Origin of the sequence: Micromonospora arida, assembly GCF_003857035.1 — a bacterium.
Taxonomy (GTDB): domain Bacteria; phylum Actinomycetota; class Actinomycetes; order Mycobacteriales; family Micromonosporaceae; genus Micromonospora; species Micromonospora arida.
In genome coordinates this window covers 1-21,890 of record NZ_QGSY01000274.1, presented here as the reverse complement: position 1 = coordinate 21,890, position 21,890 = coordinate 1, and the positions used below count along the sequence as shown (strand labels likewise).

Sequence of the window (21,890 nt, the reverse complement as noted above, 5' to 3'; positions counted from 1 at the left end):
GGTGGCCCGCCCCGAAGGGCGGGCCACCGAACGAGCTCGGACTACTTGGAGTAGAGCTCGACGATCAACTGCTCCTGGACCTGCGTGTCGATGACCTGCCGGGCCGGGAGGGAGTGCACGAGCACCTTCATCTGGCTCGGGATGGCCTCAAGCCACGCCGGAACCGTCTTCGAGCCGGCCTGAGCCTGCGCGACGATGAACGGGGTGAGCTCCTTGCTCTTGCCCCGAACCTCGATGATGTCGTGCTCCTTGACGCGGTACGACGGGATGTCGACCTTCTTGCCGTTCACCGTGAAGTGACCGTGCTTGACCAGCTGGCGGGCCATGTCCCGCGAGTGGGCGTAGCCGGCCCGGTAAACGACGTTGTCGAGCCGCGACTCGAGGATCTGCAGGAGGACCTCACCGGTCTTGGCCTGCTTGCCAACGGCTTCCTCGTAGTAACCGCGGAACTGCTTCTCCAGCACGCCGTAAACCCGGCGGGCCTTCTGCTTCTCACGGAGCTGGAGCAGGTACTCCGTCTCCTTGGTGCGGCCGCGGCCGTGCTGCCCGGGCGGGAACGGCCGGGACTCGAACGGGCACTTCGGACCATCGCACTTGCTGCCCTTGAGGAACAGCTTCATCTTCTCCCGCCGGCAACGGCGGCAGTCTGCACCGGTGTAACGAGCCATCTCTCTCTACCTCTCAGACCCGGCGACGCTTCGGCGGACGGCATCCGTTGTGCGGCTGCGGGGTGACGTCGGCGATCTGCCCGACCTCGAGGCCCACGGCCTGCAGCGAACGGATGGCGGTTTCCCGGCCGGAGCCGGGGCCCTTGACGAACACGTCGACCTTGCGCATGCCGTGCTCCATGGCGCGACGCGCGGCAGCCTCGGCGGCCAGCTGCGCAGCGAACGGAGTCGACTTGCGGGAGCCCTTGAAGCCGACCTGGCCAGCGGAGGCCCAGGAGATGACCGCACCGGTCGGGTCCGTGATGGACACGATGGTGTTGTTGAACGTGCTCTTGATGTGCGCCTGCCCGTGGGCGACGTTCTTGCGTTCCTTGCGCCGGACCTTCTTTACAGCGGCTCCGGCACGAGCCTTCGGTGGCATAAGTCTGTGCGCTCCTAGTTGACTTTCCGGATTGGGTTGCGGCCTGACCCACCTCGGCGGCGGCCGACCCCGTCATCCGGTTAAGAACTACTTCTTGCCGGGCTTCTTCTTGCCGGCGACGGTCCGCTTCGGGCCCTTGCGGGTCCGGGCATTGGTCTTGGTCCGCTGGCCACGCACGGGCAGGCCCCGGCGGTGCCGGATGCCGGCGTAGCAGCCGATCTCAACCTTGCGGCGGATGTCAGCGGCGACCTCGCGGCGCAGGTCGCCTTCAACCTTGTAGTTGCCCTCGATGTGGTCGCGGAGCTGCACGAGCTCCTCGTCCGTGAGGTCCCGAGCGCGCTTGTCCGGCGAGATGCCGGTGGCGGCGAGTGTCTCCAGGGCGCGGGTGCGACCGACCCCGAAGATGTAGGTGAGCGCGATCTCCAACCGCTTTTCGCGGGGGAGATCCACGCCGACTAGACGTGCCATGTGCGGGCGTACTCCTCGTGATGTGTGGCGGAGGTGTGGACCCGTCCCACCCCGCTACCGGCCGTCCCGTCCTTCCGACGCGGTGAGCGCCGGCGACCGGGATCGGTCGCTGCCCGAGCGGGCCCCGGCCTCCGACCGGGGGTCAGCCACGCAGAGGTACGTCTGGCGTACCGCTCGCGGCTGGGACGAGCATGTGTGATGTGTGTGTCGCTGAGGATCTGCCTGGACCAACGCCACCCGGCCGTGCTCCGGCCGGACGGGCTGAGTCAGCCCTGGCGCTGCTTGTGGCGCGGGTCGCTGCAGATGACCATGACCCGGCCGTGCCGGCGGATAACCCGGCACTTGTTGCAGATCCTCTTGACGCTCGGCTTGACCTTCACGGTTGCCTTACTTCCCATCTGGCCCGGCTACGCGCTGCGCGCGACACCGGACGTCGAAGACGGACACGGGACTTCCCGGCCGTCGTCAGGACTACTTGTAGCGGTAGACGATGCGCCCGCGGGTCAGGTCGTACGGCGAAAGTTCGACGACGACCCGGTCCTCCGGAAGGATGCGGATGTAGTGCTGCCGCATCTTGCCGCTGATGTGAGCCAACACCTTGTGGCCGTTCGCGAGCTCCACCCGGAACATGGCGTTCGGCAGGGGCTCGATGACCCGACCCTCGATCTCAATGGCTCCGTCTTTTTTCGGCATGTCCTCCGCTGTCCTGACGTCGATTGCTCCGGGCGGCCCACAACGTCTTACACGGAAATCTGATCAGAATCAGAAGCCCGCGCCAGCCGCGGCTCCAGCTCCCACCGAAGCGCAGGGTGGGCATGCCGGAGTGGACGCTGTGCGCCGATCTGAAAGTGTACGCCGGCCTGCAGTCCCCCGCCAAACCGACCACCCACCAACCCGCGCGTCGCCCCAATCGACCCCACCGCCAGCCCTGTTGATCATGACGTTGGTGCCACGACGGCGGCATCAACTTCATGATCACCGAACGGGTAGGCGGGGTGGTTCAGGAGGCTGGGGGCTGGTCGTCCGTTTTGAGGGCGCGCTTTGCCTGCTTGCGCTCTCGGCGACGTTGGCGCTTGACGGCCTGGCGTTGGGGCTCCTTCGCGGCCAGCCCGCTGACCGTGCGGACCACCAGCACCGCGCCCCACGGCCCCGCCACCCAGGCCGGCCAGAAGTAGAGCAGGTCTTGGCTGAGCACCGACGTCACCGCCCAGATGGTCACCACGATGGCGATCACCCGCAGGTACGGAAACCACACCTCGGCCATCCAGCGTGCGGTGACGCCCCTGCTGGGGCCCGGACCGAGTTGGTCGCCCAGCAGGCTCACCGTCGGCCCGGCAACCGGCGCCAGGCCCGACCGCTGCGCCGGCGTCACCGGCGGCAGGTCGGTGAGCAGGGCCTCAAGATCGGCGTACGTGCGTGCCGCGTAGGCCCGCTGCAACCGCTCGTCGTACTCGTGCAGATCAAGTCGGCCCTCGTCGAGGGCGACCCGCAACCGGTCGGCCACCGCCGCACGGTCCGAATCCGCGGCTCGTATCCCGTCGCGCCCGTCCATGCCGGCAAGCATGCCACCGTCGCGCCACCCCGCCCGACCCCGGACGCGGGTCGATCATGAATTTGTCGCCCGCCCGGCCGGCGTGTCAGGGCAACAACTTCATGATCAACGGAAGAGGTCAGGAGGTTTTCGTGGCCGCGGGCTGGCGGGCGGTCACCAGGTCGCCCAGGCGCGCCCGGCCACCGTCGAACGCGGTGAGCACCCAGACGCCGTCCGGCAGCAGCGCCATCGAGTGCTCGACGTGCGCGGCCACCGACCCGTCCCGGGTGACGACAGTCCACCCGTCGGCCAACTCGGCAGTACGCGGGGACGCCATGGTGATCATCGGCTCGATGGCCAGGGCCATCCCAGGGACCAGTCGCGGACCCTTGCCCGGCCGCCCGTGGTTGAGCACGTGTGGGTCCTGGTGCATCTCGGTGCCGATGCCGTGCCCGCCGTAGCCGTCGACGATGCCGTACCGGCCGCCCTTGCGGACAGCGGTCTCCACGGCGTGCGAGATGTCGGTCAGGCGGCCCTTGCCGCTGGCGGCGCCACGCGCCGCGGCGGCGATGCCGGCCCACATCGCGTCCTCGGCGACCGCGGCCATCTTCAGCAGCGCCGGGTCGACGTCACCGACCCCGACCGTGATCGCGGAGTCGCCGTGCCACCCGTCCAGCACCGCGCCGCAGTCGATGGAGATCAGGTCACCGGCCTGGAGCACCTGCTCCGGCGACGGGATGGCGTGCACGACCTGCTCGTTGACCGAGGAGCAGATCGACGCCGGAAAACCGTGGTAGCCCTTGAACGACGGAACGCCACCCGCCTCGCGGATGGTCGCCTCGGCGATGGCGTCCAGATCGGCGGTGCTCACACCGGGGGCCACAGCCTCCCGCATCCGGCGCAGCGCCTCGGCCACCACCAGCCCGGCGGCCCGCATCTTCTCGATCTGGTCAGGGGTCTTCAGCTGGATGTCCAGCTGGGGACGACGCATGGAGCGGTTACCTTTCGTTGCCGAACAGCGGGGCACATAACGCGTACCCCGCTGTTCGCACTCTATCCGCCGTGGCCCGGCCGGACCTCAGCCGCCGTACGACCGCAACGCGTCGATGGCCCGGGTGGTGACGTCCTCCACCGGCCCGGTGGCGTCGATCCCGACCAGCTTGCCCTGAGCGCCGTAGTAGTCGACCAGGGGTGCGGTCTTCTCGCTGTACTCACGAAGCCGCGTGGCGATCGTTTCCGGCTTGTCGTCGTCGCGCTGGAACAGCTCGGCGCCGCACCGGTCACAGATGCCGGGCCGGGTGGTGGCGTCGAACTCGACGTGCCAGATCTTGCCGCAGCCCCGGCAGGTACGCCTGCCGGAGAGCCGCCGGATCACCTCGTCGTCGTCGACGACCAGCTCCAGGACCAGATCCAGGGCAGTGCCCAGATCGGCCAGGAGCTTGTCCAGAGCGGCCGCCTGCGGAGTCGTCCGCGGGAAGCCGTCGAGCAGGAAACCCTCGCTGGCGTCGGGCTCGGCCAGCCGGTCCCGGACCATGTTGATGGTGACCTCGTCCGGAACCAGCTCGCCCGCGTCCATGTACCGCTTCGCCTCGACACCGAGCGGCGTGCCCTGGGTGACGTTCGACCGGAAGATGTCTCCGGTCGAAATCTTCGGCACCGAGAGGTGCGCGGCGATGAACTCGGCCTGCGTGCCCTTGCCCGCGCCCGGCGGGCCAACCAGAACGAGTCTCATCTACCGCAGGAACCCTTCGTAGTTCCGCTGCATGAGTTGGCTCTCGATCTGCTTCACGGTCTCCAGACCGACGCCGACCATGATGAGCACAGCGGTGCCGCCGAACGGGAAGTTTTGGTACTGCTGGTTGTCCAGCCAGATGAAGAAGAAGTTCGGCAGGATCGAGATGACGCCGAGGTATAGCGCGCCCGGCAGCGTGATCCGGCTGAGGATGAAGTCCAGGTAGTCGGCGGTCGGCTTGCCCGGGCGGATGCCCGGCACGAACCCGCCGTACTTCTTCATGTTGTCCGCGACCTCGGTCGGGTTGAACGTGATCGAGACGTAGAAGTACGTGAAGAAGATGATCAGCAGGAAGTAGACCGAGATGTAGATCGGGCTGCTCGGGTTGACCAGGTTGTTCTGGATCCACGACTGGGTCTTGCCCGGGTCGGTCTGGTCGAAGAACTGCAGCGCCAACTGCGGCAGGTAGAGCAGCGACGAGCCGAAGATGACCGGGATCACACCCGCCTGGTTGACCTTGAGCGGGATGTAGGTCGAGGTGCCGCCGTACATCCGCCGGCCGATCATCCGCTTGGCGTACTGCACCGGGATCCGGCGCTGCGCCTGCTCGATGAAGGTGACAGCGGTGATGACCACCAGGACCAGCGCGATGACCAGGGCGAACATGTCCCAGCCCTTGCTGGTCTTGATCTGCCAGCCCTCGCTGGGCAGCCGCGCCGCGATCGAGGTGAAGATCAGGACGGACATGCCGTTGCCGACGCCACGGTCGGTGATCAGCTCACCGAGCCACATGACCATGCCGGTGCCGGCGGTCATCGTCATCACCAGGATGGCCAGGGTCAGCCAGTCCGGGATGCCGGTGCCGGTCGGGATGATCGGGAACTGGTCGCACTTGTTCTGGAACAGCTGGCCCGAGCGGGCCAGGGCCACGAACGCCGAGGCCTGCAGCACACCGAGACCGAGGGTCAGGTAGCGGGTGTACTGGGTGATCTTCGCCTGACCGGCCTGGCCCTCCTTGCGGAGCTGCTCAAGGCGGGGGATCACGACGGTCAGCAGCTGCAGGATGATCGACGCGGTGATGTAGGGCATGATGCCCAGCGCGAAGACCGAGAGCTGTAGCAGCGCTCCGCCGGAGAAGAGGTTGAGAAGGTTCACCACCCCGGTGGTGTCACCCTGGATGGTGTCGAGGCACTTCTGCACGTTGCCGTACGAGACGCCCGGGCTGGGGAGCGTTGCACCCAGCCGGTAGACCGCAATGATGCCTACTGTGAACAGCAGCTTCTTGCGCAGGTCAGGCGTACGGAACGCACTGAGAAAGGCGGACAGCAACTTCTTCCTCCTGCGCGAGGCGGGCCGCCGGTGATCCCTGGCGGGTCGGGGTGGATCACGGGCGAGTGCCCGCAATCCATGGCTGGGATGGGACTCTAACAGCCTCACCCCGGTCCGGGCAGATGCGCCCGACTACATAAATCGCTTCCGATGTTACCGGGCGCTCAGGCCCCAGGCAGACCATGGCGCCCGCCAGTTGCTCTCAACTGGACGGGCGCCATGGTCGTACGCCTTACAGCTCGGTGGCGGAGCCACCGGCAGCAGCGATCTTCTCCTTGGCCGACGCACTGAACGCGTGCGCGGACACCTGGAGCGCCACACCGCCGAGGTCCCCGGTGCCGAGGACCTTGACCGGGTGACCCTTGCGGACCGCGCCGGACTCGACGAGCTCCAGCGGGCCGACCTGACCACCATTCGGGAACAGCTCAGCGAGTCTGTCCAGGTTGACCACCTGGAAGACCACCTTGAACTTGTTCTTGAAGCCCTTCATCTTCGGCAGGCGCATGTGGATGGGCATCTGCCCACCCTCGAACGCCGCCGAGATGTTCTTGCGGGCCTTGGAACCCTTGGTACCGCGACCAGCGGTCTTGCCCTTGGAACCCTCACCGCGACCCACACGGGTCTTCGCGGTCTTGGAACCGGGCGCCGGGCGCAGGTGATGCACCTTGATCGTCATTACTCGACCTCCTCGACCTTCACGAGGTGGCTCACAGTGAAGATCATGCCGCGGATCTCGGGCCGGTCCTCCTTGACCACCACGTCGTTGATCCGCTTGAGACCGAGCGAACGCAGCGACTCACGCTGGTTGTGCTTGGTCCCGATACCGGATCGGAGCTGGGTGACCTTCAGGCGTGCCATCAGTGCGCCACCCCCGCACGCGACGCCAGCATGGCGGCCGGCGCGACGTCCTCCACCGGCAGACCACGACGCGCCGCGACCTGCTCGGGGGACTCAAGCCCCTTCAGGGCCGCCACGGTGGCGTGCACGATGTTGATCGGGTTCGACGAACCGAGGCTCTTGGAGAGCACGTCGTGGATCCCAGCGCACTCCAGCACGGCACGCACCGGTCCACCGGCGATGACACCCGTACCGGCCGAGGCCGGCTTGAGCAGCACCACACCAGCGGCGTCCTCACCCGTCACCGGGTGCGGGATCGACTGACCGATCCGCGGGACCTTGAAGAAGTGCTTCTTGGCCTCCTCGACACCCTTGGCGATGGCCGCGGGCACCTCCTTGGCCTTTCCGTAGCCCACGCCGACCGTGCCGTCGCCGTCGCCCACGATCACCAGGGCGGTGAAGCTGAAGCGACGACCACCCTTCACGACCTTGGCGACGCGGTTGATCGCGACGACCCGCTCAAGGTGCGGGGTCTTCTCGACGGGCGCGTTTCCGCGGCCGCCCTCACGGCGGTTGTCGCGGCGACCACCCTCGTTGCCACCGGACCCGCCGCCACGGCGCTGTTGACCTGGCATCAGCAGCCTTCCTTCTCTCTCGTGACGGGGTTGTTAGAACTCGAGCCCGGCTTCGCGGGCGGCGTCGGCAAGCGCGGCGACTCGCCCCGCGTACCGGTTGCCGCCGCGGTCGAAGACGACCTTGGAGACGCCGGCGGCCTTGGCCCGCTCGGCGAGCAGCGCGCCCACCTTGCCAGCCAGGGCGCTCTTGTCGCCCTCCGCACCGCGCAGCGAGGCGTCCAGGGTCGACGCCGACGCCAGGGTGTGACCCTTGGTGTCGTCGACGACCTGGGCGACCATGTGCCGCAGCGAGCGGGTGACGACCAGGCGCGGACGCTCGGCCGTACCGCTGACGTTCTTGCGGACGCGGAAGTGTCGACGCGCACGCCCAACGGCGCGCTTGGCGGCGACACCGCGGCGGCGCTTGAGCAGCGTGGCGCTCACTTCTTACCTGCCTTTCCAGCCTTGCGGCGGATGACCTCGCCCTGGTACTTGACGCCCTTGCCCTTGTAGGGCTCCGGCGGGCGGATCTTCCGGATGTTGGCGGCGACCTCACCGACCTGCTGCTTGTCGATGCCAGCCACGTGGAACAGGGTCGGCCGCTCCACCGTGAAGGTGATGCCCGCCGGGGCGGGGACGACCACCGGGTGCGAGAACCCGAGCGCGAACTCGAGGTCCGAACCCTTGGCGGTGACCCGGTAACCGGTGCCGGCGATCTCCAGGCTCTTGCGGTAGCCCTCGGTGACCCCGACGATCATGTTGGCAACCAGCGTACGGCTCAGGCCGTGGAGTTCCTTGGCCTTGCGCTCGTCGTTCGGCCGGTTGACGCTCAGCTGCCCATCCTCGGCCCGCTCGATCGTGATCGGCTCGGCGAGGGTGTGCTGGAGCTGGCCCTTGGGGCCCTTGACCTTGACGGTCTGCCCGTCGATCGTGATGTCGACGCCGGCTGGTACCGGGATCGACTTACGTCCAATTCGCGACATTTCTACCTGTCTCCCGTTACCAGACGAAGGCGAGGACTTCCCCGCCAACACTCCGCTTGCGGGCCTGCCGGTCGGTCAGCAGCCCCTGGGACGTCGAAATGATCGCCACGCCCAGCCCACCGAGCACCCGCGGGAGCCCGTCCGACTTGGCGTACACCCGGAGACCGGGCTTGGACACGCGCTTGATGCCGGCCAGGCTCCGCTCGCGGTTCTGGCCGTACTTCAGCTCGACGACCAGTCGCTTGCCGACGGCGCCCTCCTCGGGCTCCTCGACCGACCAGGTGGCGATGTAACCCTCGGCCTTCAGGACCTCGGCGATGTTCGCCTTGATCTTGGAGTAGGGCATCTTCACCTGATCGTGGTACGCCTGGTTGGCGTTACGCAGACGCGTGAGCATGTCTGCGATCGGGTCGGTCATCGTCATGGATTTCGTCAGCCTTTCTCGCCGGGGTTCCCGGGGCATCAGCCCCGGGCCTACGGCGAAGAGCAATACCTAATCGGTGCAGGAGTTCCCGGCCGACGGCCGGGACGCGGTCGCCCTTACCAGGAAGCCTTGGACACGCCCGGCAGCTCACCGCGGTGAGCCATCTCCCGGATGCAGACCCGGCAGAGCCCGAACTTGCGGTAGACCGCCTTCGGACGCCCGCACCGCTGGCAGCGGGTGTACGCGCGAACCGAGAACTTCGGCTTCGCGGCCGCCTTGATGATCAGCGCCTTCTTGGCCATCTCAGTTCTCCTTGAACGGGAAGCCCAGGAGCTTGAGCAGCGCCCGGCCCTCGTCGTCGGTCGTGGCGGTCGTGACCACCGTGATGTCCATGCCCCGCTGGCGATCGATCCGGTCCTGGTCGATCTCGTGGAACACCGACTGCTCGGTCAGACCGAACGTGTAGTTGCCGTGCCCGTCCAGCTTGCGCCCGTCCAAGCCGCGGAAGTCGCGGATACGCGGCAGCGCGATGGAGAGCAGCCGGTCCATGAACTCCCACATCCGGTCACCGCGAAGGGTGACCTTCGCGCCGATCGGCATGCCCTCGCGGAGCTTGAACTGCGCGATGGACTTGGTCGCCCGCCGCACCTGCGGCTTCTGGCCGGTGATCGTGGCGAGGTCGCGGACCGCGCCGTCGATCAGCTTGGCGTCGCGAGCAGCCTCGCCGACACCCATGTTGACGACGATCTTGACCAGCCGCGGCACCTGCATGGGGTTGCCGTAGCTGCGCTGCTCACGCAGCTGGGCCACGATCTCGTTGCGGTACCGCTCCTTGAGGCGCGGCAGGGTCTTTTCGGTAGCCGTGGTCATCACAGGTCCTTACCGGTGCTACGCGCGATGCGGACCTTCTGGCCGTTGTCGTCGATCCGGTAACCGACGCGGGTCGGCTTGCCGTCGGAGTCCAGGACCTGCACGTTCGAGACGTGGATCGGGGCCTCCTGAGTGACGATGCCGCCGGTCTTGGCGCCACGCTGGGTGGTGCTGATGCGGGTGTGCTTCTTGACCCGGTTCACGCCCTCGACCAGGACCTTGTCCTGCCGCGGGTAGGCCTGAATGACCTTGCCCTTGGCACCCTTGTCCTTGCCGGCGATGACGACGACCGTGTCGCCCTTCTTGACCTTCACGGTCACAACACCTCCGGCGCGAGGGAGATAATCTTCATGAACCGCTTGTCCCGCAGCTCCCGGCCCACCGGGCCGAAGATACGGGTTCCACGCGGGTCCCCGCCGTCCTTGATGATGACGGCGGCGTTCTCGTCGAAGCGGATGTACGAGCCGTCCGGACGCCGCCTCTCCTTGGCCGTGCGAACGACGACAGCCTTGACGACGTCGCCCTTCTTCACACCGGCACCCGGGATCGCGTCCTTGACCGTGGCCACGATGACGTCGCCGATACTCGCGTAGCGCCGACCCGAGCCGCCGAGAACCCGGATGCACAGGATCTCCCGAGCACCCGTGTTGTCGGCGACGCGCAGTCGCGACTCCTGCTGAATCACGTCTATCTCCTATGTCTGCCGGTTCTCCGGCCGCCGTAGCGGCCGGAGCCTGGCGGAACCTACGCCCGACGCAACGCCGGGCGAGCTCGAGCCTTCGCTACTTGGCCTTTTCCAGGATCTCCACGATCCGCCAACGCTTGGTGGCGCTCAGCGGCCGGGTCTCCATGATGAGAACCCGGTCACCGGTGCCAGCGGCGTTCTGCTCGTCGTGCACCTTCAGCTTGGCCGTACGGCGCATGATCTTGCCGTACAGCGCGTGCCGAACCCGGTCCTCGACCTCGACAACGACGGTCTTGTCCATCTTGTCGCTGATCACCAGGCCCTCGCGGACCTTGCGGCGCGACCGCGCGGCGGCGGTGGCGGTCTCTTCGGTCATGATGCAGTCACCTCAGTCGGCGCGGCCGAGAGCCCCAGCTCGCGCTCACGCATGATCGTGTAGATCCGGGCGATCTCCCGACGGATGACCTGCAACCGCCGGTTGTTGTCCAGCTGCCCGGTTGCGGCCTGCACGCGGAGGTTGAACAGCTCCGCCTTGGCCTCCCGCAGCTTCGTGACCAGCTCCTCTTCGGAGAGCTCACGCAGCTCGGTCGCCTTAACGCCCGCTGCCATCAGGATTCACCCACTTCGCGCGTAACAATGCGGCACTTCATCGGGAGCTTGTGGATCGCGCGACGCATGGCCTCTCGCGCGGTCTGCTCGTTGGGGAAGGACATCTCGAAGAGAACCCGCCCCGGCTTGACGTTGGCAACCCACCACTCGGGCGAACCCTTACCGGAACCCATGCGGGTCTCGGCAGGCTTCTTGGTGAGGGCCTGGTCCGGGAAGATCGTGATCCAGACCTTGCCACCACGCTTGATGTGGCGAGTCATCGCGATACGTGCCGACTCGATCTGCCGGTTCGTCACGTACGCCGGCTCGAGAGCCTGGATCCCGAACTCGCCGAACACCACCCGGTTACCACCCTTGGACGCGCCACTGCGGTCCGGGTGGTGCGGCTTGCGGAAGCCCTTCGGGGGCTTGCGCGGCATCAGCATCTGTCAGCCCTCCTGCTGCGTTTCTGCCGGAGCAGCAGCGGCGGCGACAGCTGCGCTGTCGACCGGCTCGCCGCTCGGCGTCTCGGCCTGCTGCGCGATGGTGGTCGCAGCAGCCCGACCGGCCTCGGTGCCACCAGCCGTGGTGCCGGACGAACCCGACCGGCCACGGCGCGGACGCTCGGGACGGTCGCCGCGCTCACCACGACGCGGGCGGGACGGACCGGCCTCAGCCGGAGCTTCCCGGCCCGGGACGGCGTCGCCCTTGTAGATCCAGACCTTCACACCGATCCGACCGAACGTGGTACGGGCCTCGAAGAAGCCGTACTCGATGTTGGCCCGCAGCGTGTGCAGCGGAACCCGGCCCTCACGGTAGAACTCGGTCCGGCTCATCTCGGCGCCGCCGAGGCGACCCGAGACCTGAACCCGGATGCCCTTGCAGACCGGGTTCTTCATCGCCGACTGCATGGCCTTGCGCATCGCCCGACGGAAGCTGACCCGGCTGGACAGCTGCTCGGCCACGCCCTGCGCAACCAGCTGAGCGTCCGACTCGGGGTTCTTCACCTCGATGATGTTCAGCTGAACCTGCTTGCCGGTGAGCTTCTCAAGCTCGCCGCGGATCCGGTCGGCCTCCGCACCCTTACGGCCGATGACGATGCCCGGCCGGGCGGTGTGGATGTCGACCCGGACCCGGTCGCGGGTGCGCTCGATGTCGACCTTGGAAATCCCGGCACGCTCGAGGCCCTTGGACATCATGCGGCGGATCTTGACATCCTCGCCGATGTAGTCCTTGTAGAGCTTGTCCGCGAACCAGCGGGACTTCCAGTCGGTCGAGATGCCGAGCCGGAACCCAGTGGGGTGAACCTTCTGACCCATTACTCGGCGTCCTCCGTCTTGCTCTGCGCTTCGGCCGGTGCGGCCTCCGTGGCCGGGGCGGCCTTCTTCGCCGCGGCCTTCCTCGGCGCTGCCGGCGCGACCGCTTCGACCGCCACAGTGATGTGGCAGGTGCGCTTGCGGATTCGGTACGCCCGACCCTGCGCCCGCGGCTGGAACCGCTTCATCGTCGGGCCCTCGTCCACGAAGGCCTCGCTGACGAGCAGCGCGTCGGGGTCCAGCCGCTCGTTGTTCTCCGCGTTGGCGATCGCGCTAGCGAGCACCTTGTACACCTGCTCGCTCGCAGCCTGCGGCGCGAACTGCAGCACCGTGAGCGCCTCCTTCGCGGGCAGGCCGCGGACGAGGTTGACCACCCGGCGCGCCTTCATCGGCGAGATGCGCACGTGCCGCGCAACCGCCCGCGCGCCCGGAAGCACCGGAGCGTCGCCCTTTCCTGGCATCGCTGTAACCCCTTGTTCCCTCTATCCGTATGCCTGGCGGCGTCAGCGCCGACGGCTCTTCCGGTCGTCCTTCTCGTGACCCTTGAACGTGCGGGTCAGCGCGAACTCGCCGAGCTTGTGCCCGACCATCGCCTCGGTCACGAACACCGGGACGTGCTTGCGTCCGTCGTGCACGGCGATCGTGTGCCCCAGCATCTCGGGGATGATCGTCGAGCGCCGCGACCAGGTCTTGATCACGTTCTTGGAGCCCTTGTCGTTCTGAACTTCCACCTTCTTGAGCAGGTGGTCGTCTACGAACGGGCCCTTCTTCAGGCTGCGAGGCATGTCTTATCTCCCTCAGCCGCGCTTACGCGTGGCGTAGCGGCGGCGGACGATCAGCCGGTCACTCGGCTGGCCCTTACGGCGGGTGCGGCCCTCGGGCTTACCCTGCGGGTTGACCGGGTGGCGACCACCGGAGGTCTTACCCTCACCACCACCGTGCGGGTGGTCGACCGGGTTCATGGCGACACCACGGACGGTCGGGCGCTTGCCCTTCCACCGCATCCGGCCGGCCTTACCCCAGTTGATGTTCGACTGGTCGGCGTTGCCGATCTCGCCGACGCTGGCGCGGCAGCGCACGTCCACCCGCCGGATCTCGCCGGACGGCATACGCAGGGTCGCGTACGCGCCCTCGCGGCCGAGCAGCTGGATGCCGACGCCTGCGGAACGGGCCAGCTTGGCCCCGCCGCCCGGACGGAGCTCCACGTTGTGGATCGTGGTACCGACCGGGATGTTGCGCAGCGGCAGGTTGTTACCCGGCTTGATGTCGGCGCCCGGACCGGACTCGACGCGGTCGCCCTGCTTCATGTCCTTCGGCGCGAGGATGTACCGCTTCTCGCCGTCGGCGTAGTGCAGCAGCGCGATGCGCGCCGTGCGGTTCGGGTCGTACTCGATGTGAGCGACCTTCGCCGGCACGCCGTCCTTGTCGACCCGCTTGAAGTCGATCAGACGGTACTGACGCTTGTGACCGCCACCGTGGTGCCGCGTGGTGATCCGGCCGTGGGCGTTACGCCCGCCCTTCTTCGGCAACGGAGCCAGCAGCGACTTTTCCGGCGTGGACCGGGTGATCTCGGCGAAGTCAGCGACACTCGAGCCACGTCGGCCCGGCGTCGTCGGCTTGTACTTACGGATAGCCATTGTCTACACCCCTCAGCTGACCGGGCCGCCGAAGGCCTCGATGCGGTCACCGTCAGCCAGCTTCACGATCGCCCGCTTGGTCGCCTTGCGCTGACCGAAGCCGGTCTTGGTGCGCTTGCGCTTACCCTGGCGGTTGAGCGTGTTGACCGTCAGGACGCGGACGTTGAAGATCTGCTGGATAGCGATCTTGATCTCGGTCTTGTTCGCGTCCGGGTGCACCAGGAAGGTGTACCAGTTCCGGTTCAGCTCGCTGTAGCTCTTCTCCGAGACGACCGGCGCCACGATGATGTCGCGCGGGTCGGCGATCGTGCTCACTTGCCACCCTCCTCGGTGGTCTCGGCGGGCACGCCCAGGAACTCGTCCAGGGCGTCCTTGGTGAAGACCACGTCGTCGGCCACGAGCACGTCGTACGTGTTCAGCTGGCCGGACTCGATCAGGTGCACCCGCGGCTCGTTGCGCAGCGACACCCAGTTCAGCTCGTCGGTGCTGCTCAGCACGACCAGGACCCGACGGGCCTCGGTGAGCTTGGTCAGCGTGGCCAGGGCCGCCTTGGTCGACGGCTTCTCGCCCGAGACGAACGCCTCGACGACGTGCACCTGCCCGGCGCGGGCCCGGTCGGAGAGGGCACCCCGCAGAGCGGCGGCCTTCATCTTCTTCGGGGTCCGCTGGCTGTAGTCGCGCGGCACGGGACCGTGCACGACGCCACCGCCGGCGAACTGCGGCGCGCGGATCGAGCCCTGCCGGGCGCGACCGGTGCCCTTCTGCTTGTACGGCTTCTTGCCGCCACCGGCGACCTCGCCGCGGGTCTTGGCCTTGTGCGTGCCCTGTCGGGCCGCCGCGAGCTGGGCCACCACGACCTGGTGCATCAGCGCGACGTTGGCCTGCACGTCGAAGATGTCCTCCGGCAGCTCCACGGAGCCGCTGGTGGTGCCTTCGACGGTGCGCACGTCAACGGTGGTCACTTGGCCGCACCGCCCTTCTTCACCTTGCTCTTGGCCGCGGTACGGACCAGAACGAGCGCGCCCTTGGGACCAGGAATGGCACCCCGGACGAGCAGCAGGTTGTTCTCGGTGTCGACCGCCTGGACGGTGAGGTTCTGCACGGTGTACCGCACGCCACCCATACGACCGGCCATCCGGGTGCCCTTGAAGACACGACCCGGAGTGGCGCAGGCGCCGATGGAGCCGGGCGAGCGGTGCTTGCGCTCGACGCCGTGCCCGGCGCCCAGGCCGTGGAAGCCGTGCCGCTTCATCGGGCCGGCGTAGCCCTTGCCCTTGGTCTTGCCGGTGACGTCGATGGTGACGCCGGCCGGGAACTCCTCGACCGTGACTTCCTGGCCGAGCGAGTATTCCCCAGCGTCCGTGGTGCGCAGCTCGACGATGTGCCGGCGCGGCGCCACGTCCGCCTTGGCGTAGTGCCCGCTGATCGGCTTCTTGACCTTGCGCGGGTCGATGGTGCCGTACGCGAGCTGGACCGCGGAGTAACCGTCCTTCTCGGCGCTACGAACCTGGCTGATGACGCACGGGCCGGCCTCGACCACGGTCACGGGAACAACACGGTTGTTCTCCCAGACCTGGGTCATGCCGAGCTTGGCGCCCAGGATCCCCTTGACTTGCCTGTCCATTTGTCCGGTCCCTACAGCTTGATCTCGATGTCGACGCCAGCCGGCAGGTCGAGGCGCATGAGCGAGTCGACCGTCTTCGGGGTCGGGTCGATGATGTCGATCAGCCGCTTGTGAGTGCGCATCTCGAAGTGCTCGCGCGAGTCCTTGTACTTGTGCGGCGAGCGGATAACGCAGAAACGGTTGATCTCCGTGGGCAGCGGCACCGGGCCCGCGACCTGCGCCCCGGTGCGCGTCACCGTCTCGACGATCTTCCGAGCCGAGGAGTCGACGACCTCGTGGTCATAGGCCTTGAGCCGGATGCGGATCTTCTGTCCCGCCATGGTGGCTTCTGTTCCTTCTCTCGATGCCGCTGTGTTGCGGGCGCCTGTACCGGCTGGTACAGGCCCACTTCGCCGACCCCCGCGGTCGGGCGTGTCGCGCCCTCGGGCCGAGCTCCGCCCCTAGGTACCGGAGTGGTGCTGACCGCACGGGGGGTCAAGGCGCCGATCGCATTACCGCGACCTGAACGCCGTGCGAGGGTGGTTGGCGACTGGGCCGCCAACCACCCTACGCTCGACTGCCTCGCCACCCGGAGGTTCAGCGAAAGCCGAACACAGGCGACGAACTGTCGTTACGCAACCTGACTAGTATGCCGCACGACCGGCGGCGGGTCTAATCGGGGTTACCTAGCTCACTTGTTAATCTTGGTGACGAACCCGGCGCCGACGGTGCGGCCACCCTCGCGGATCGCGAACTTGAGGTTCTCCTCCATGGCGATGGGCTGGATCAGCTTCACCGACATGGACGTGTTGTCACCCGGCATGACCATCTCGGTGCCCTCGGGGAGGGTGACGACACCGGTGACGTCCGTGGTCCGGAAGTAGAACTGCGGGCGGTAGTTCTGGAAGAACGGGGTGTGACGGCCACCCTCCTCCTTGGAGAGGATGTAGACCGTCGCCTCGAACTCCGTGTGCGGGGTGTTCGAGCCCGGCTTCACGACGACCATGCCGCGCTCGACCTCGTCGCGCTTGGTACCACGCAGCAGCAGGCCGACGTTCTCGCCTGCGCGGGCGTCGTCCAGGGTCTTCCGGAACATCTCGATCGCGGTGACCTTGGTCTTGAAGCTCTTCTCCTTGATACCGACGAGCTCAACATCCTCGTTCGGCAGGAGAACGCCGCGCTCCACGCGACCGGTGACGACGGTGCCACGACCGGTGATCGTGAAGACGTCCTCAACCGGCATCAGGAACGGCTTGTCGACCTCGCGCTCCGGCTGCGGGATCGAGGTGTCGACAGCGGTCATCAGGTCCAGCAGCTTGCCGGTCCACTCGGGGTCACCCTCGAGGGCCTTCAGCGCCGAAACCCGAACGACCGGCAGGTCGTCACCCGGGTACTCCTGCGAGGAGAGCAGCTCACGGACCTCGAGCTCGACGAGCTCCAGGAGCTCCTCGTCATCGACCATGTCGCTCTTGTTGAGCGCCACGACGATGTACGGCACACCGACCTGACGGGCCAGCAGCACGTGCTCGCGGGTCTGCGGCATCGGGCCGTCAGTCGCCGCGACCACCAGGATCGCGCCGTCCATCTGCGCGGCACCGGTGATCATGTTCTTGATGTAGTCGGCGTGCCCGGGGCAGTCGACGTGCGCGTAGTGCCGCGACTCGGTCTGGTACTCGACGTGCGCGATCGAGATCGTGATGCCGCGGGCCTTCTCCTCCGGCGCCTTGTCGATCTCGTCGAACGGCGTGTAGGGGTTCAGGTCCGGGTACTGGTCGTGCAGGACCTTGGTGATGGCCGCCGTCAGCGTCGTCTTACCGTGGTCGATGTGACCAATGGTGCCGATGTTGACGTGCGGCTTAGTCCGCTCGAACTTAGCCTTCGCCACTGGTGTCCTCCTGTGGACTTCTTGGTTCGTACGCCCGGCGCGCCGGTCGGCGCTTAGGACTCTGTCGACAGCCTTTCCGGCCTTACGGCCGGAGAGCCTTTGTGGGTTCTGCGGCGATGAAGCCTACAGGCCCGGTCTCACGCGATCCGATCGTGGTGGCCGCGGGCGGGTGAACCCTCCCGCGACCAACCACGAATCACCTGCTCAGAGCGCTACTCGCCCGTTGCCTTGGCGATGATCTCCTTCGCGACGCTCTGCGGAACCTCGGCGTAGGAGTCGAACTGCATGCTGTAGCTAGCCCGGCCCTGGGTCTTCGACCGCAGGTCGCCGACGTAGCCGAACATCTCCGACAACGGCACCAGGGCCCGGACGATGCGGGCGCCGCTGCGCTCCTCCATCGCCTGGATGATGCCGCGGCGGGAGTTGAGGTCACCGATGACGTCACCCATGTTCTCCTCAGGAGTGGTGACTTCAACGGCCATCATCGGCTCGAGCAGTGCCGGATCGGCCTTGCGGGCCGCGTCCTTCATCACCATCGAGCCGGCGATCTTGAATGCCATTTCCGACGAGTCGACCTCGTGGTACTGGCCGTCCAGCAGGGTCAGCTTCACGCCGACCAGCGGGAAGCCCGCCAGGATGCCGTACTGCAGCGCGTCCTGCGCACCGGCGTCCACCGAGGGGATGAACTCCCGGGGGATGCGGCCGCCGCTGACGGCGTTGGCGAACTCGTAGGTCGGCGAGTCGTTGTCCAGCGGAAGCGGCTCGACGCTCACGATCACGCGGGCGTACTGGCCGGAACCACCGGTCTGCTTCTTGTGGGTGTACTCGACCTTGTCCACCTTGCGGCGGATGGTCTCGCGGTACGCCACCTGCGGCTTGCCGACGTTCGCCTCGACGTTGAACTCGCGGCGCATCCGGTCGACCAGGATGTCCAGGTGCAGCTCACCCATGCCGGAGATGACCGTCTGACCGGTCTCCTCGTCCAGCTGGACGCGGAAGGTCGGGTCCTCCTCGGCCAGGCGCTGGATGGCCGTGCCCAGCTTCTCCTGGTCGGACTTGGTCTTCGGCTCGATCGCCACCGAGATGACCGGCTCCGGGAAGGTCATCGACTCCAGGATCACCGGGTTCGCCGGGTCGGAGAGAGTGTCGCCGGTGGTGGTCTGCTTGAGACCCTGCACGGCGATGATGTCGCCGGCCTGCGCCGACGGACGCTCTTCCCGCTTGTTGGCGTGCATCTGGTAGATCTTGCCGATCCGCTCCTTGCGGTCCTTCGTGGAGTTGACCACCTGGGAGCCGGAATCGAGCGTGCCGGAGTAGACCCGCACGTAGGTGAGCTTGCCCAGGTGCTTGTCCGTCTGGATCTTGAAGGCCAGGCCGGAGAAGGGCTCCGAGTTGGACGGCTTACGCAGCAGCGGGGTCTCGCCGTCGGTGGCCGTACCCTCGATCGCCGGAACGTCCAGCGGCGACGGCAGGAAGTCGACCACGGCGTCGAGCATGGGCTGGACGCCCTTGTTCTTGAACGCCGAGCCGCAGAGCACCGGGTTGGCCTTGCCGGCGATGGTGGCACGCCGGATGGCGGCCTTGATCTCCTCGACGGAGATCTCCTCGCCCTCCAGGTACTTCTCCATCACCGCGTCGTCGACGTCGGCCAGCGTCTCCATCAGCTTCTCGCGCCACTCGGCTGCGGAGTCGGCCAGCTCGGCCGGGATCTCCTCAACCGCGTAGTCCTCACCCTTCTGGGTCTCCCCGCGCCAGGTGAGCGCGCGCATGCCGATCAGGTCGACGACACCGATGTGGTCGCCCTCGAGCCCGATCGGGATCTGGAGCACCAGCGGGGTGGCGTTCAGCCGGTCGATCATCATCTGCACGCAGCGGAAGAAGTCGGCGCCGGTCCGGTCGAGCTTGTTGACGAAGCACATACGCGGGACGTTGTACTTGTCGGCCTGCCGCCAGACGTTCTCCGTCTGCGGTTCCACGCCGGCGACACCGTCGTAGACCGCGACCGCACCATCCAGGACCCGCAACGACCGCTCGACCTCGACCGTGAAGTCGACGTGACCAGGCGTGTCGATGATCTGGATCGTGTGGTCTTTCCACTCACACTTGGTAGCAGCGGAGGTGATGGTGATACCACGCTCCTGCTCCTGCTCCATCCAGTCCATGACGGCAGCGCCCTCGTGGACCTCACCGATCTTGTACGTGATGCCGGTGTAGAACAGGATTCGCTCGGTGGTCGTGGTCTTACCGGCATCGATGTGCGCCATGATGCCGATGTTGCGTACCTTGGCGAGCGCGTCTGCGGCGGCCACTTCAATCCCTACTTATCGTCGTCTCGACTCAACTGGTGGCGGTTCCGGCGCCCGGAGGCGCCGGAACCAGGGTGTTACCAGCGGTAGTGCGCGAAGGCCTTGTTCGACTCGGCCATCTTGTGCGTGTCCTCGCGCCGCTTGACGGCGGCACCGAGGCCGTTGCTCGCGTCCAGCAGCTCGTTCATCAGCCGCTCGACCATGGTCTTCTCGCGACGGGCGCGGGAGTACGTGACCAGCCAGCGCAGGCCCAGGGTGGTCGCCCGGGTCGGGCGGACCTCGACCGGAACCTGGTAGGTGGCGCCACCGACACGACGGCTACGCACCTCGAGGGTCGGCTTGACGTTGTCCATCGCCCGCTTGAGGGTGACGACCGGGTCGGTGCCGGACTTCTCGCGGCAGCCCTCGAGGGCCGCGTACACGATGGACTCGGCGAGCTGACGCTTGCCGCGGAGCAGGATCTTGTTCACCAGCTGGGTGACCAGCGGCGAGTTGTACACCGGGTCAGCGACCAGTGGCCGCCGCGGAGCGGGTCCCTTACGCGGCATGTCAGCTCTTCTCCTTCTTGGCGCCGTAACGGCTGCGCGCCTGCTTGCGGTTGCGGACACCCTGGGTGTCCAGCGAGCCGCGAACGATCTTGTAACGCACGCCGGGGAGGTCCTTCACCCGGCCACCGCGAACGAGCACGATCGAGTGCTCCTGCAGGTTGTGACCGACGCCGGGGATGTAGGCCGTCACCTCGATCTGGCTGCTGAGCTTCACGCGAGCGACCTTGCGCAGCGCCGAGTTCGGCTTCTTCGGGGTAGTGGTGTACACGCGGGTGCACACGCCGCGCCGCTGAGGGGAACCCTTCAGCGCCGGGGTCTTGGTCTTGGTCGTCTTCGCCTGGCGGCCCTTTCGGACCAGCTGCTGGATCGTGGGCACCGGGTTTCTCCGCTCCCTTCGGCCGCATCCGCGGCCGCGCCGTCTGCTCGTTAGCCGGCCTGATGACCGGCTCTCCTACATTCCGACCAGGGTCGCCTTGCGGAGACCCCGGCACCCGCGGTCGGGCGTGTCGCCCTCGTCACGGTCCCGTTGCGAAGCTCTCGCGTTCGTACCGGGTTTTGTCACCGGCGCGCGGGTCGCCCCGCCCCGGATCTTTGGCTTGTCGTGCCGCCGCCCGTAAGCGGAAACAGCGCACGCACGAGTTGCCCGGGCATGCCCGGGCACAAGAGGAAAGAGTACCTACCACAACCGCCCAGGTCAAAACGGAATGGCCCGGCGACTGTCTCACACCCGCCGGCCGGATCTCGTCCTGCCCTGTCGCCCGCGATGGGCACCTACGAATGCAAGTGTACCGGCTTCCCCGCAGAAGCACCCATCGCCCCCGGGCTGACCGGAAGCCTTCCGCGGAAAACCCCCGTCAGGTGCCGGATCTGTCGGCGAAGACCCTCACGTCAGGGCGAGAAGCAGGGCAAGACCCAGGCCCAGCAGGCTGAGCAGTGCCCCCGCCGCGCCGCAGCTGATCCCGGCCATCGCCAGCCCGCGGCCGGTGAACTGGACCGCGGAGGGCGCGGTCGGCCGCCGGATCTGCCTCCGGGCGAGCAGCCCGATGACGACCGCCGCCCCGCCGGCCAGCACACCCAGCGCGGCGAACGCCCCGGAGGCCCAGGCCCCGCCGTCGTTCTTGAAGGCCACTCCGAAGCAGATCACCAGAAGTGAGACCAGAAGTGACGCGATCCCCGCCACCAACGCCCCGATGGCCGGCCCGGAGGTGACCGGTGCCACGTCCAGGTGCACGACGCCGAACGGCGTACCCGAAACCGCCTCCACCCGCTTCGGCGGCCGGCGCTGGTCGTCGGTGGGCGGCGGTACCGAACGCCCCGGCGTGCCACCCCACCCGGGGCCGTGCCCCGGCGGCGTGTGGCTGCGACGGGGGGAGTGGATGGCCTGGACCGGCCTGGTGCTGGTCGCGGTCAGCGTGGTGGCCGCGGTGGTCATCGGGGTGGTCCGG

General features: G+C 67.4%; 35 protein-coding genes. All 35 read right to left on the bottom strand.

What is annotated here, in order from left to right; all coding sequences use genetic code 11:
- Positions 1–41 precede the first annotated feature (41 nt).
- Positions 42–668, bottom strand: a complete 627-nt coding sequence (rpsD, locus tag DLJ58_RS27255; protein WP_030489600.1) for a 30S ribosomal protein S4 — start codon at positions 666–668, stop codon at positions 42–44.
- 13 nt (positions 669–681) lie between these two features.
- Entirely contained in the window at positions 682–1,089 is a 408-nt protein-coding gene (rpsK, locus tag DLJ58_RS27250) for a 30S ribosomal protein S11 (protein WP_030329919.1), read from the bottom strand.
- Positions 1,090–1,176: 87 nt separating this feature from the next.
- Positions 1,177–1,557: a 30S ribosomal protein S13 gene (rpsM, locus tag DLJ58_RS27245; protein ID WP_030329917.1), complete on the bottom strand. Its 381-nt coding sequence runs from the start codon at positions 1,555–1,557 to the stop codon at positions 1,177–1,179.
- Between the two features lie 266 nt (positions 1,558–1,823).
- Entirely contained in the window at positions 1,824–1,937 is a 114-nt protein-coding gene (rpmJ, locus tag DLJ58_RS27240; RefSeq protein WP_043965539.1) for a 50S ribosomal protein L36, read from the bottom strand.
- Positions 1,938–2,028: 91 nt separating this feature from the next.
- On the bottom strand, positions 2,029–2,250 hold the full coding sequence (gene infA / locus DLJ58_RS27235; RefSeq protein ID WP_007073013.1) for a translation initiation factor IF-1: 222 nt from the start codon (positions 2,248–2,250) through the stop codon (positions 2,029–2,031).
- Between the two features lie 307 nt (positions 2,251–2,557).
- Positions 2,558–3,109, bottom strand: coding sequence for a DUF1707 SHOCT-like domain-containing protein (locus tag DLJ58_RS27230; RefSeq protein ID WP_124860514.1), 552 nt, complete (start codon positions 3,107–3,109; stop codon positions 2,558–2,560).
- Positions 3,110–3,227: 118 nt separating this feature from the next.
- Positions 3,228–4,079, bottom strand: a complete 852-nt coding sequence (gene map, locus DLJ58_RS27225) for a type I methionyl aminopeptidase (RefSeq protein WP_124860512.1) — start codon at positions 4,077–4,079, stop codon at positions 3,228–3,230.
- Positions 4,080–4,166: 87 nt separating this feature from the next.
- Positions 4,167–4,820: an adenylate kinase gene (locus tag DLJ58_RS27220; protein WP_088950228.1), complete on the bottom strand. Its 654-nt coding sequence runs from the start codon at positions 4,818–4,820 to the stop codon at positions 4,167–4,169.
- Positions 4,821–6,149, bottom strand: a complete 1,329-nt coding sequence (gene secY / locus DLJ58_RS27215) for a preprotein translocase subunit SecY (protein ID WP_124860510.1) — start codon at positions 6,147–6,149, stop codon at positions 4,821–4,823.
- Between the two features lie 232 nt (positions 6,150–6,381).
- On the bottom strand, positions 6,382–6,825 hold the full coding sequence (rplO, locus tag DLJ58_RS27210) for a 50S ribosomal protein L15 (RefSeq protein WP_088950230.1): 444 nt from the start codon (positions 6,823–6,825) through the stop codon (positions 6,382–6,384).
- A complete protein-coding gene (rpmD, locus tag DLJ58_RS27205) occupies positions 6,825–7,007 on the bottom strand; it encodes a 50S ribosomal protein L30 (protein ID WP_007465262.1) in 183 nt (60 codons plus the stop codon). Before rpmD ends, rplO begins: the two co-directional genes overlap by 1 nt.
- Positions 7,007–7,621 (bottom strand): 30S ribosomal protein S5, encoded by a 615-nt coding sequence (rpsE, locus tag DLJ58_RS27200; RefSeq protein ID WP_074314587.1) that lies wholly within the window; start codon positions 7,619–7,621, stop codon positions 7,007–7,009. The genes rpmD and rpsE overlap by 1 nt, the downstream gene beginning before the upstream one ends.
- 33 nt (positions 7,622–7,654) lie before the next feature.
- Positions 7,655–8,044 carry a 50S ribosomal protein L18 gene (gene rplR, locus DLJ58_RS27195; RefSeq protein ID WP_091402381.1) on the bottom strand — a complete coding sequence of 130 codons (390 nt, stop codon included), beginning with the start codon at positions 8,042–8,044 and terminating at the stop codon, positions 7,655–7,657.
- Positions 8,041–8,583, bottom strand: a complete 543-nt coding sequence (gene rplF / locus DLJ58_RS27190; protein WP_124860508.1) for a 50S ribosomal protein L6 — start codon at positions 8,581–8,583, stop codon at positions 8,041–8,043. The genes rplR and rplF overlap by 4 nt, the downstream gene beginning before the upstream one ends.
- Positions 8,584–8,599: 16 nt before the next feature.
- Positions 8,600–9,007, bottom strand: coding sequence for a 30S ribosomal protein S8 (rpsH, locus tag DLJ58_RS27185; protein ID WP_007465270.1), 408 nt, complete (start codon positions 9,005–9,007; stop codon positions 8,600–8,602).
- A 116-nt stretch (positions 9,008–9,123) separates the two neighbouring features.
- A complete protein-coding gene (locus DLJ58_RS27180) occupies positions 9,124–9,309 on the bottom strand; it encodes a type Z 30S ribosomal protein S14 (protein ID WP_007465272.1) in 186 nt (61 codons plus the stop codon).
- A gap of 1 nt (position 9,310) precedes the next feature.
- On the bottom strand, positions 9,311–9,877 hold the full coding sequence (gene rplE, locus DLJ58_RS27175) for a 50S ribosomal protein L5 (protein WP_091402385.1): 567 nt from the start codon (positions 9,875–9,877) through the stop codon (positions 9,311–9,313).
- The gene (gene rplX / locus DLJ58_RS27170; RefSeq protein ID WP_172899047.1) at positions 9,877–10,197 is read right to left on the bottom strand and encodes a 50S ribosomal protein L24; all 321 of its coding nucleotides are present in this window, start codon (positions 10,195–10,197) and stop codon (positions 9,877–9,879) included. Before rplX ends, rplE begins: the two co-directional genes overlap by 1 nt.
- Positions 10,194–10,562: a 50S ribosomal protein L14 gene (gene rplN / locus DLJ58_RS27165; protein ID WP_007465279.1), complete on the bottom strand. Its 369-nt coding sequence runs from the start codon at positions 10,560–10,562 to the stop codon at positions 10,194–10,196. Before rplN ends, rplX begins: the two co-directional genes overlap by 4 nt.
- A gap of 97 nt (positions 10,563–10,659) precedes the next feature.
- Positions 10,660–10,938, bottom strand: coding sequence for a 30S ribosomal protein S17 (gene rpsQ / locus DLJ58_RS27160; protein WP_030489590.1), 279 nt, complete (start codon positions 10,936–10,938; stop codon positions 10,660–10,662).
- The gene (gene rpmC, locus DLJ58_RS27155; RefSeq protein WP_007465283.1) at positions 10,935–11,171 is read right to left on the bottom strand and encodes a 50S ribosomal protein L29; all 237 of its coding nucleotides are present in this window, start codon (positions 11,169–11,171) and stop codon (positions 10,935–10,937) included. Before rpmC ends, rpsQ begins: the two co-directional genes overlap by 4 nt.
- Complete coding sequence (gene rplP, locus DLJ58_RS27150) at positions 11,171–11,596, bottom strand: 50S ribosomal protein L16 (RefSeq protein ID WP_053653940.1); 426 nt, start codon at positions 11,594–11,596, stop codon at positions 11,171–11,173. Before rplP ends, rpmC begins: the two co-directional genes overlap by 1 nt.
- A gap of 3 nt (positions 11,597–11,599) precedes the next feature.
- Entirely contained in the window at positions 11,600–12,469 is an 870-nt protein-coding gene (rpsC, locus tag DLJ58_RS27145; protein WP_007465294.1) for a 30S ribosomal protein S3, read from the bottom strand.
- The gene (gene rplV, locus DLJ58_RS27140) at positions 12,469–12,927 is read right to left on the bottom strand and encodes a 50S ribosomal protein L22 (protein WP_007465297.1); all 459 of its coding nucleotides are present in this window, start codon (positions 12,925–12,927) and stop codon (positions 12,469–12,471) included. Before rplV ends, rpsC begins: the two co-directional genes overlap by 1 nt.
- Positions 12,928–12,969: 42 nt before the next feature.
- Entirely contained in the window at positions 12,970–13,251 is a 282-nt protein-coding gene (gene rpsS / locus DLJ58_RS27135) for a 30S ribosomal protein S19 (protein WP_007465299.1), read from the bottom strand.
- Between the two features lie 12 nt (positions 13,252–13,263).
- Positions 13,264–14,103, bottom strand: coding sequence for a 50S ribosomal protein L2 (gene rplB / locus DLJ58_RS27130; protein WP_053653944.1), 840 nt, complete (start codon positions 14,101–14,103; stop codon positions 13,264–13,266).
- Between the two features lie 12 nt (positions 14,104–14,115).
- Complete coding sequence (rplW, locus tag DLJ58_RS27125; protein ID WP_007465304.1) at positions 14,116–14,418, bottom strand: 50S ribosomal protein L23; 303 nt, start codon at positions 14,416–14,418, stop codon at positions 14,116–14,118.
- Positions 14,415–15,065, bottom strand: coding sequence for a 50S ribosomal protein L4 (gene rplD, locus DLJ58_RS27120; protein ID WP_030489587.1), 651 nt, complete (start codon positions 15,063–15,065; stop codon positions 14,415–14,417). Before rplD ends, rplW begins: the two co-directional genes overlap by 4 nt.
- Complete coding sequence (gene rplC / locus DLJ58_RS27115) at positions 15,062–15,727, bottom strand: 50S ribosomal protein L3 (protein ID WP_091402403.1); 666 nt, start codon at positions 15,725–15,727, stop codon at positions 15,062–15,064. The genes rplD and rplC overlap by 4 nt, the downstream gene beginning before the upstream one ends.
- 11 nt (positions 15,728–15,738) lie before the next feature.
- Positions 15,739–16,047, bottom strand: coding sequence for a 30S ribosomal protein S10 (rpsJ, locus tag DLJ58_RS27110; RefSeq protein WP_007073037.1), 309 nt, complete (start codon positions 16,045–16,047; stop codon positions 15,739–15,741).
- A 350-nt stretch (positions 16,048–16,397) separates the two neighbouring features.
- Entirely contained in the window at positions 16,398–17,591 is a 1,194-nt protein-coding gene (gene tuf, locus DLJ58_RS27105; protein WP_030489585.1) for an elongation factor Tu, read from the bottom strand.
- A 212-nt stretch (positions 17,592–17,803) separates the two neighbouring features.
- Positions 17,804–19,900 (bottom strand): elongation factor G, encoded by a 2,097-nt coding sequence (gene fusA, locus DLJ58_RS27100; protein WP_030489584.1) that lies wholly within the window; start codon positions 19,898–19,900, stop codon positions 17,804–17,806.
- Between the two features lie 74 nt (positions 19,901–19,974).
- A complete protein-coding gene (gene rpsG, locus DLJ58_RS27095) occupies positions 19,975–20,445 on the bottom strand; it encodes a 30S ribosomal protein S7 (protein ID WP_007465317.1) in 471 nt (156 codons plus the stop codon).
- A 1-nt stretch (position 20,446) separates the two neighbouring features.
- Entirely contained in the window at positions 20,447–20,821 is a 375-nt protein-coding gene (rpsL, locus tag DLJ58_RS27090; protein WP_007465318.1) for a 30S ribosomal protein S12, read from the bottom strand.
- Positions 20,822–21,328: 507 nt separating this feature from the next.
- On the bottom strand, positions 21,329–21,709 hold the full coding sequence (locus tag DLJ58_RS27085) for a hypothetical protein (protein ID WP_124860506.1): 381 nt from the start codon (positions 21,707–21,709) through the stop codon (positions 21,329–21,331).
- Positions 21,710–21,890: the final 181 nt, after the last annotated feature.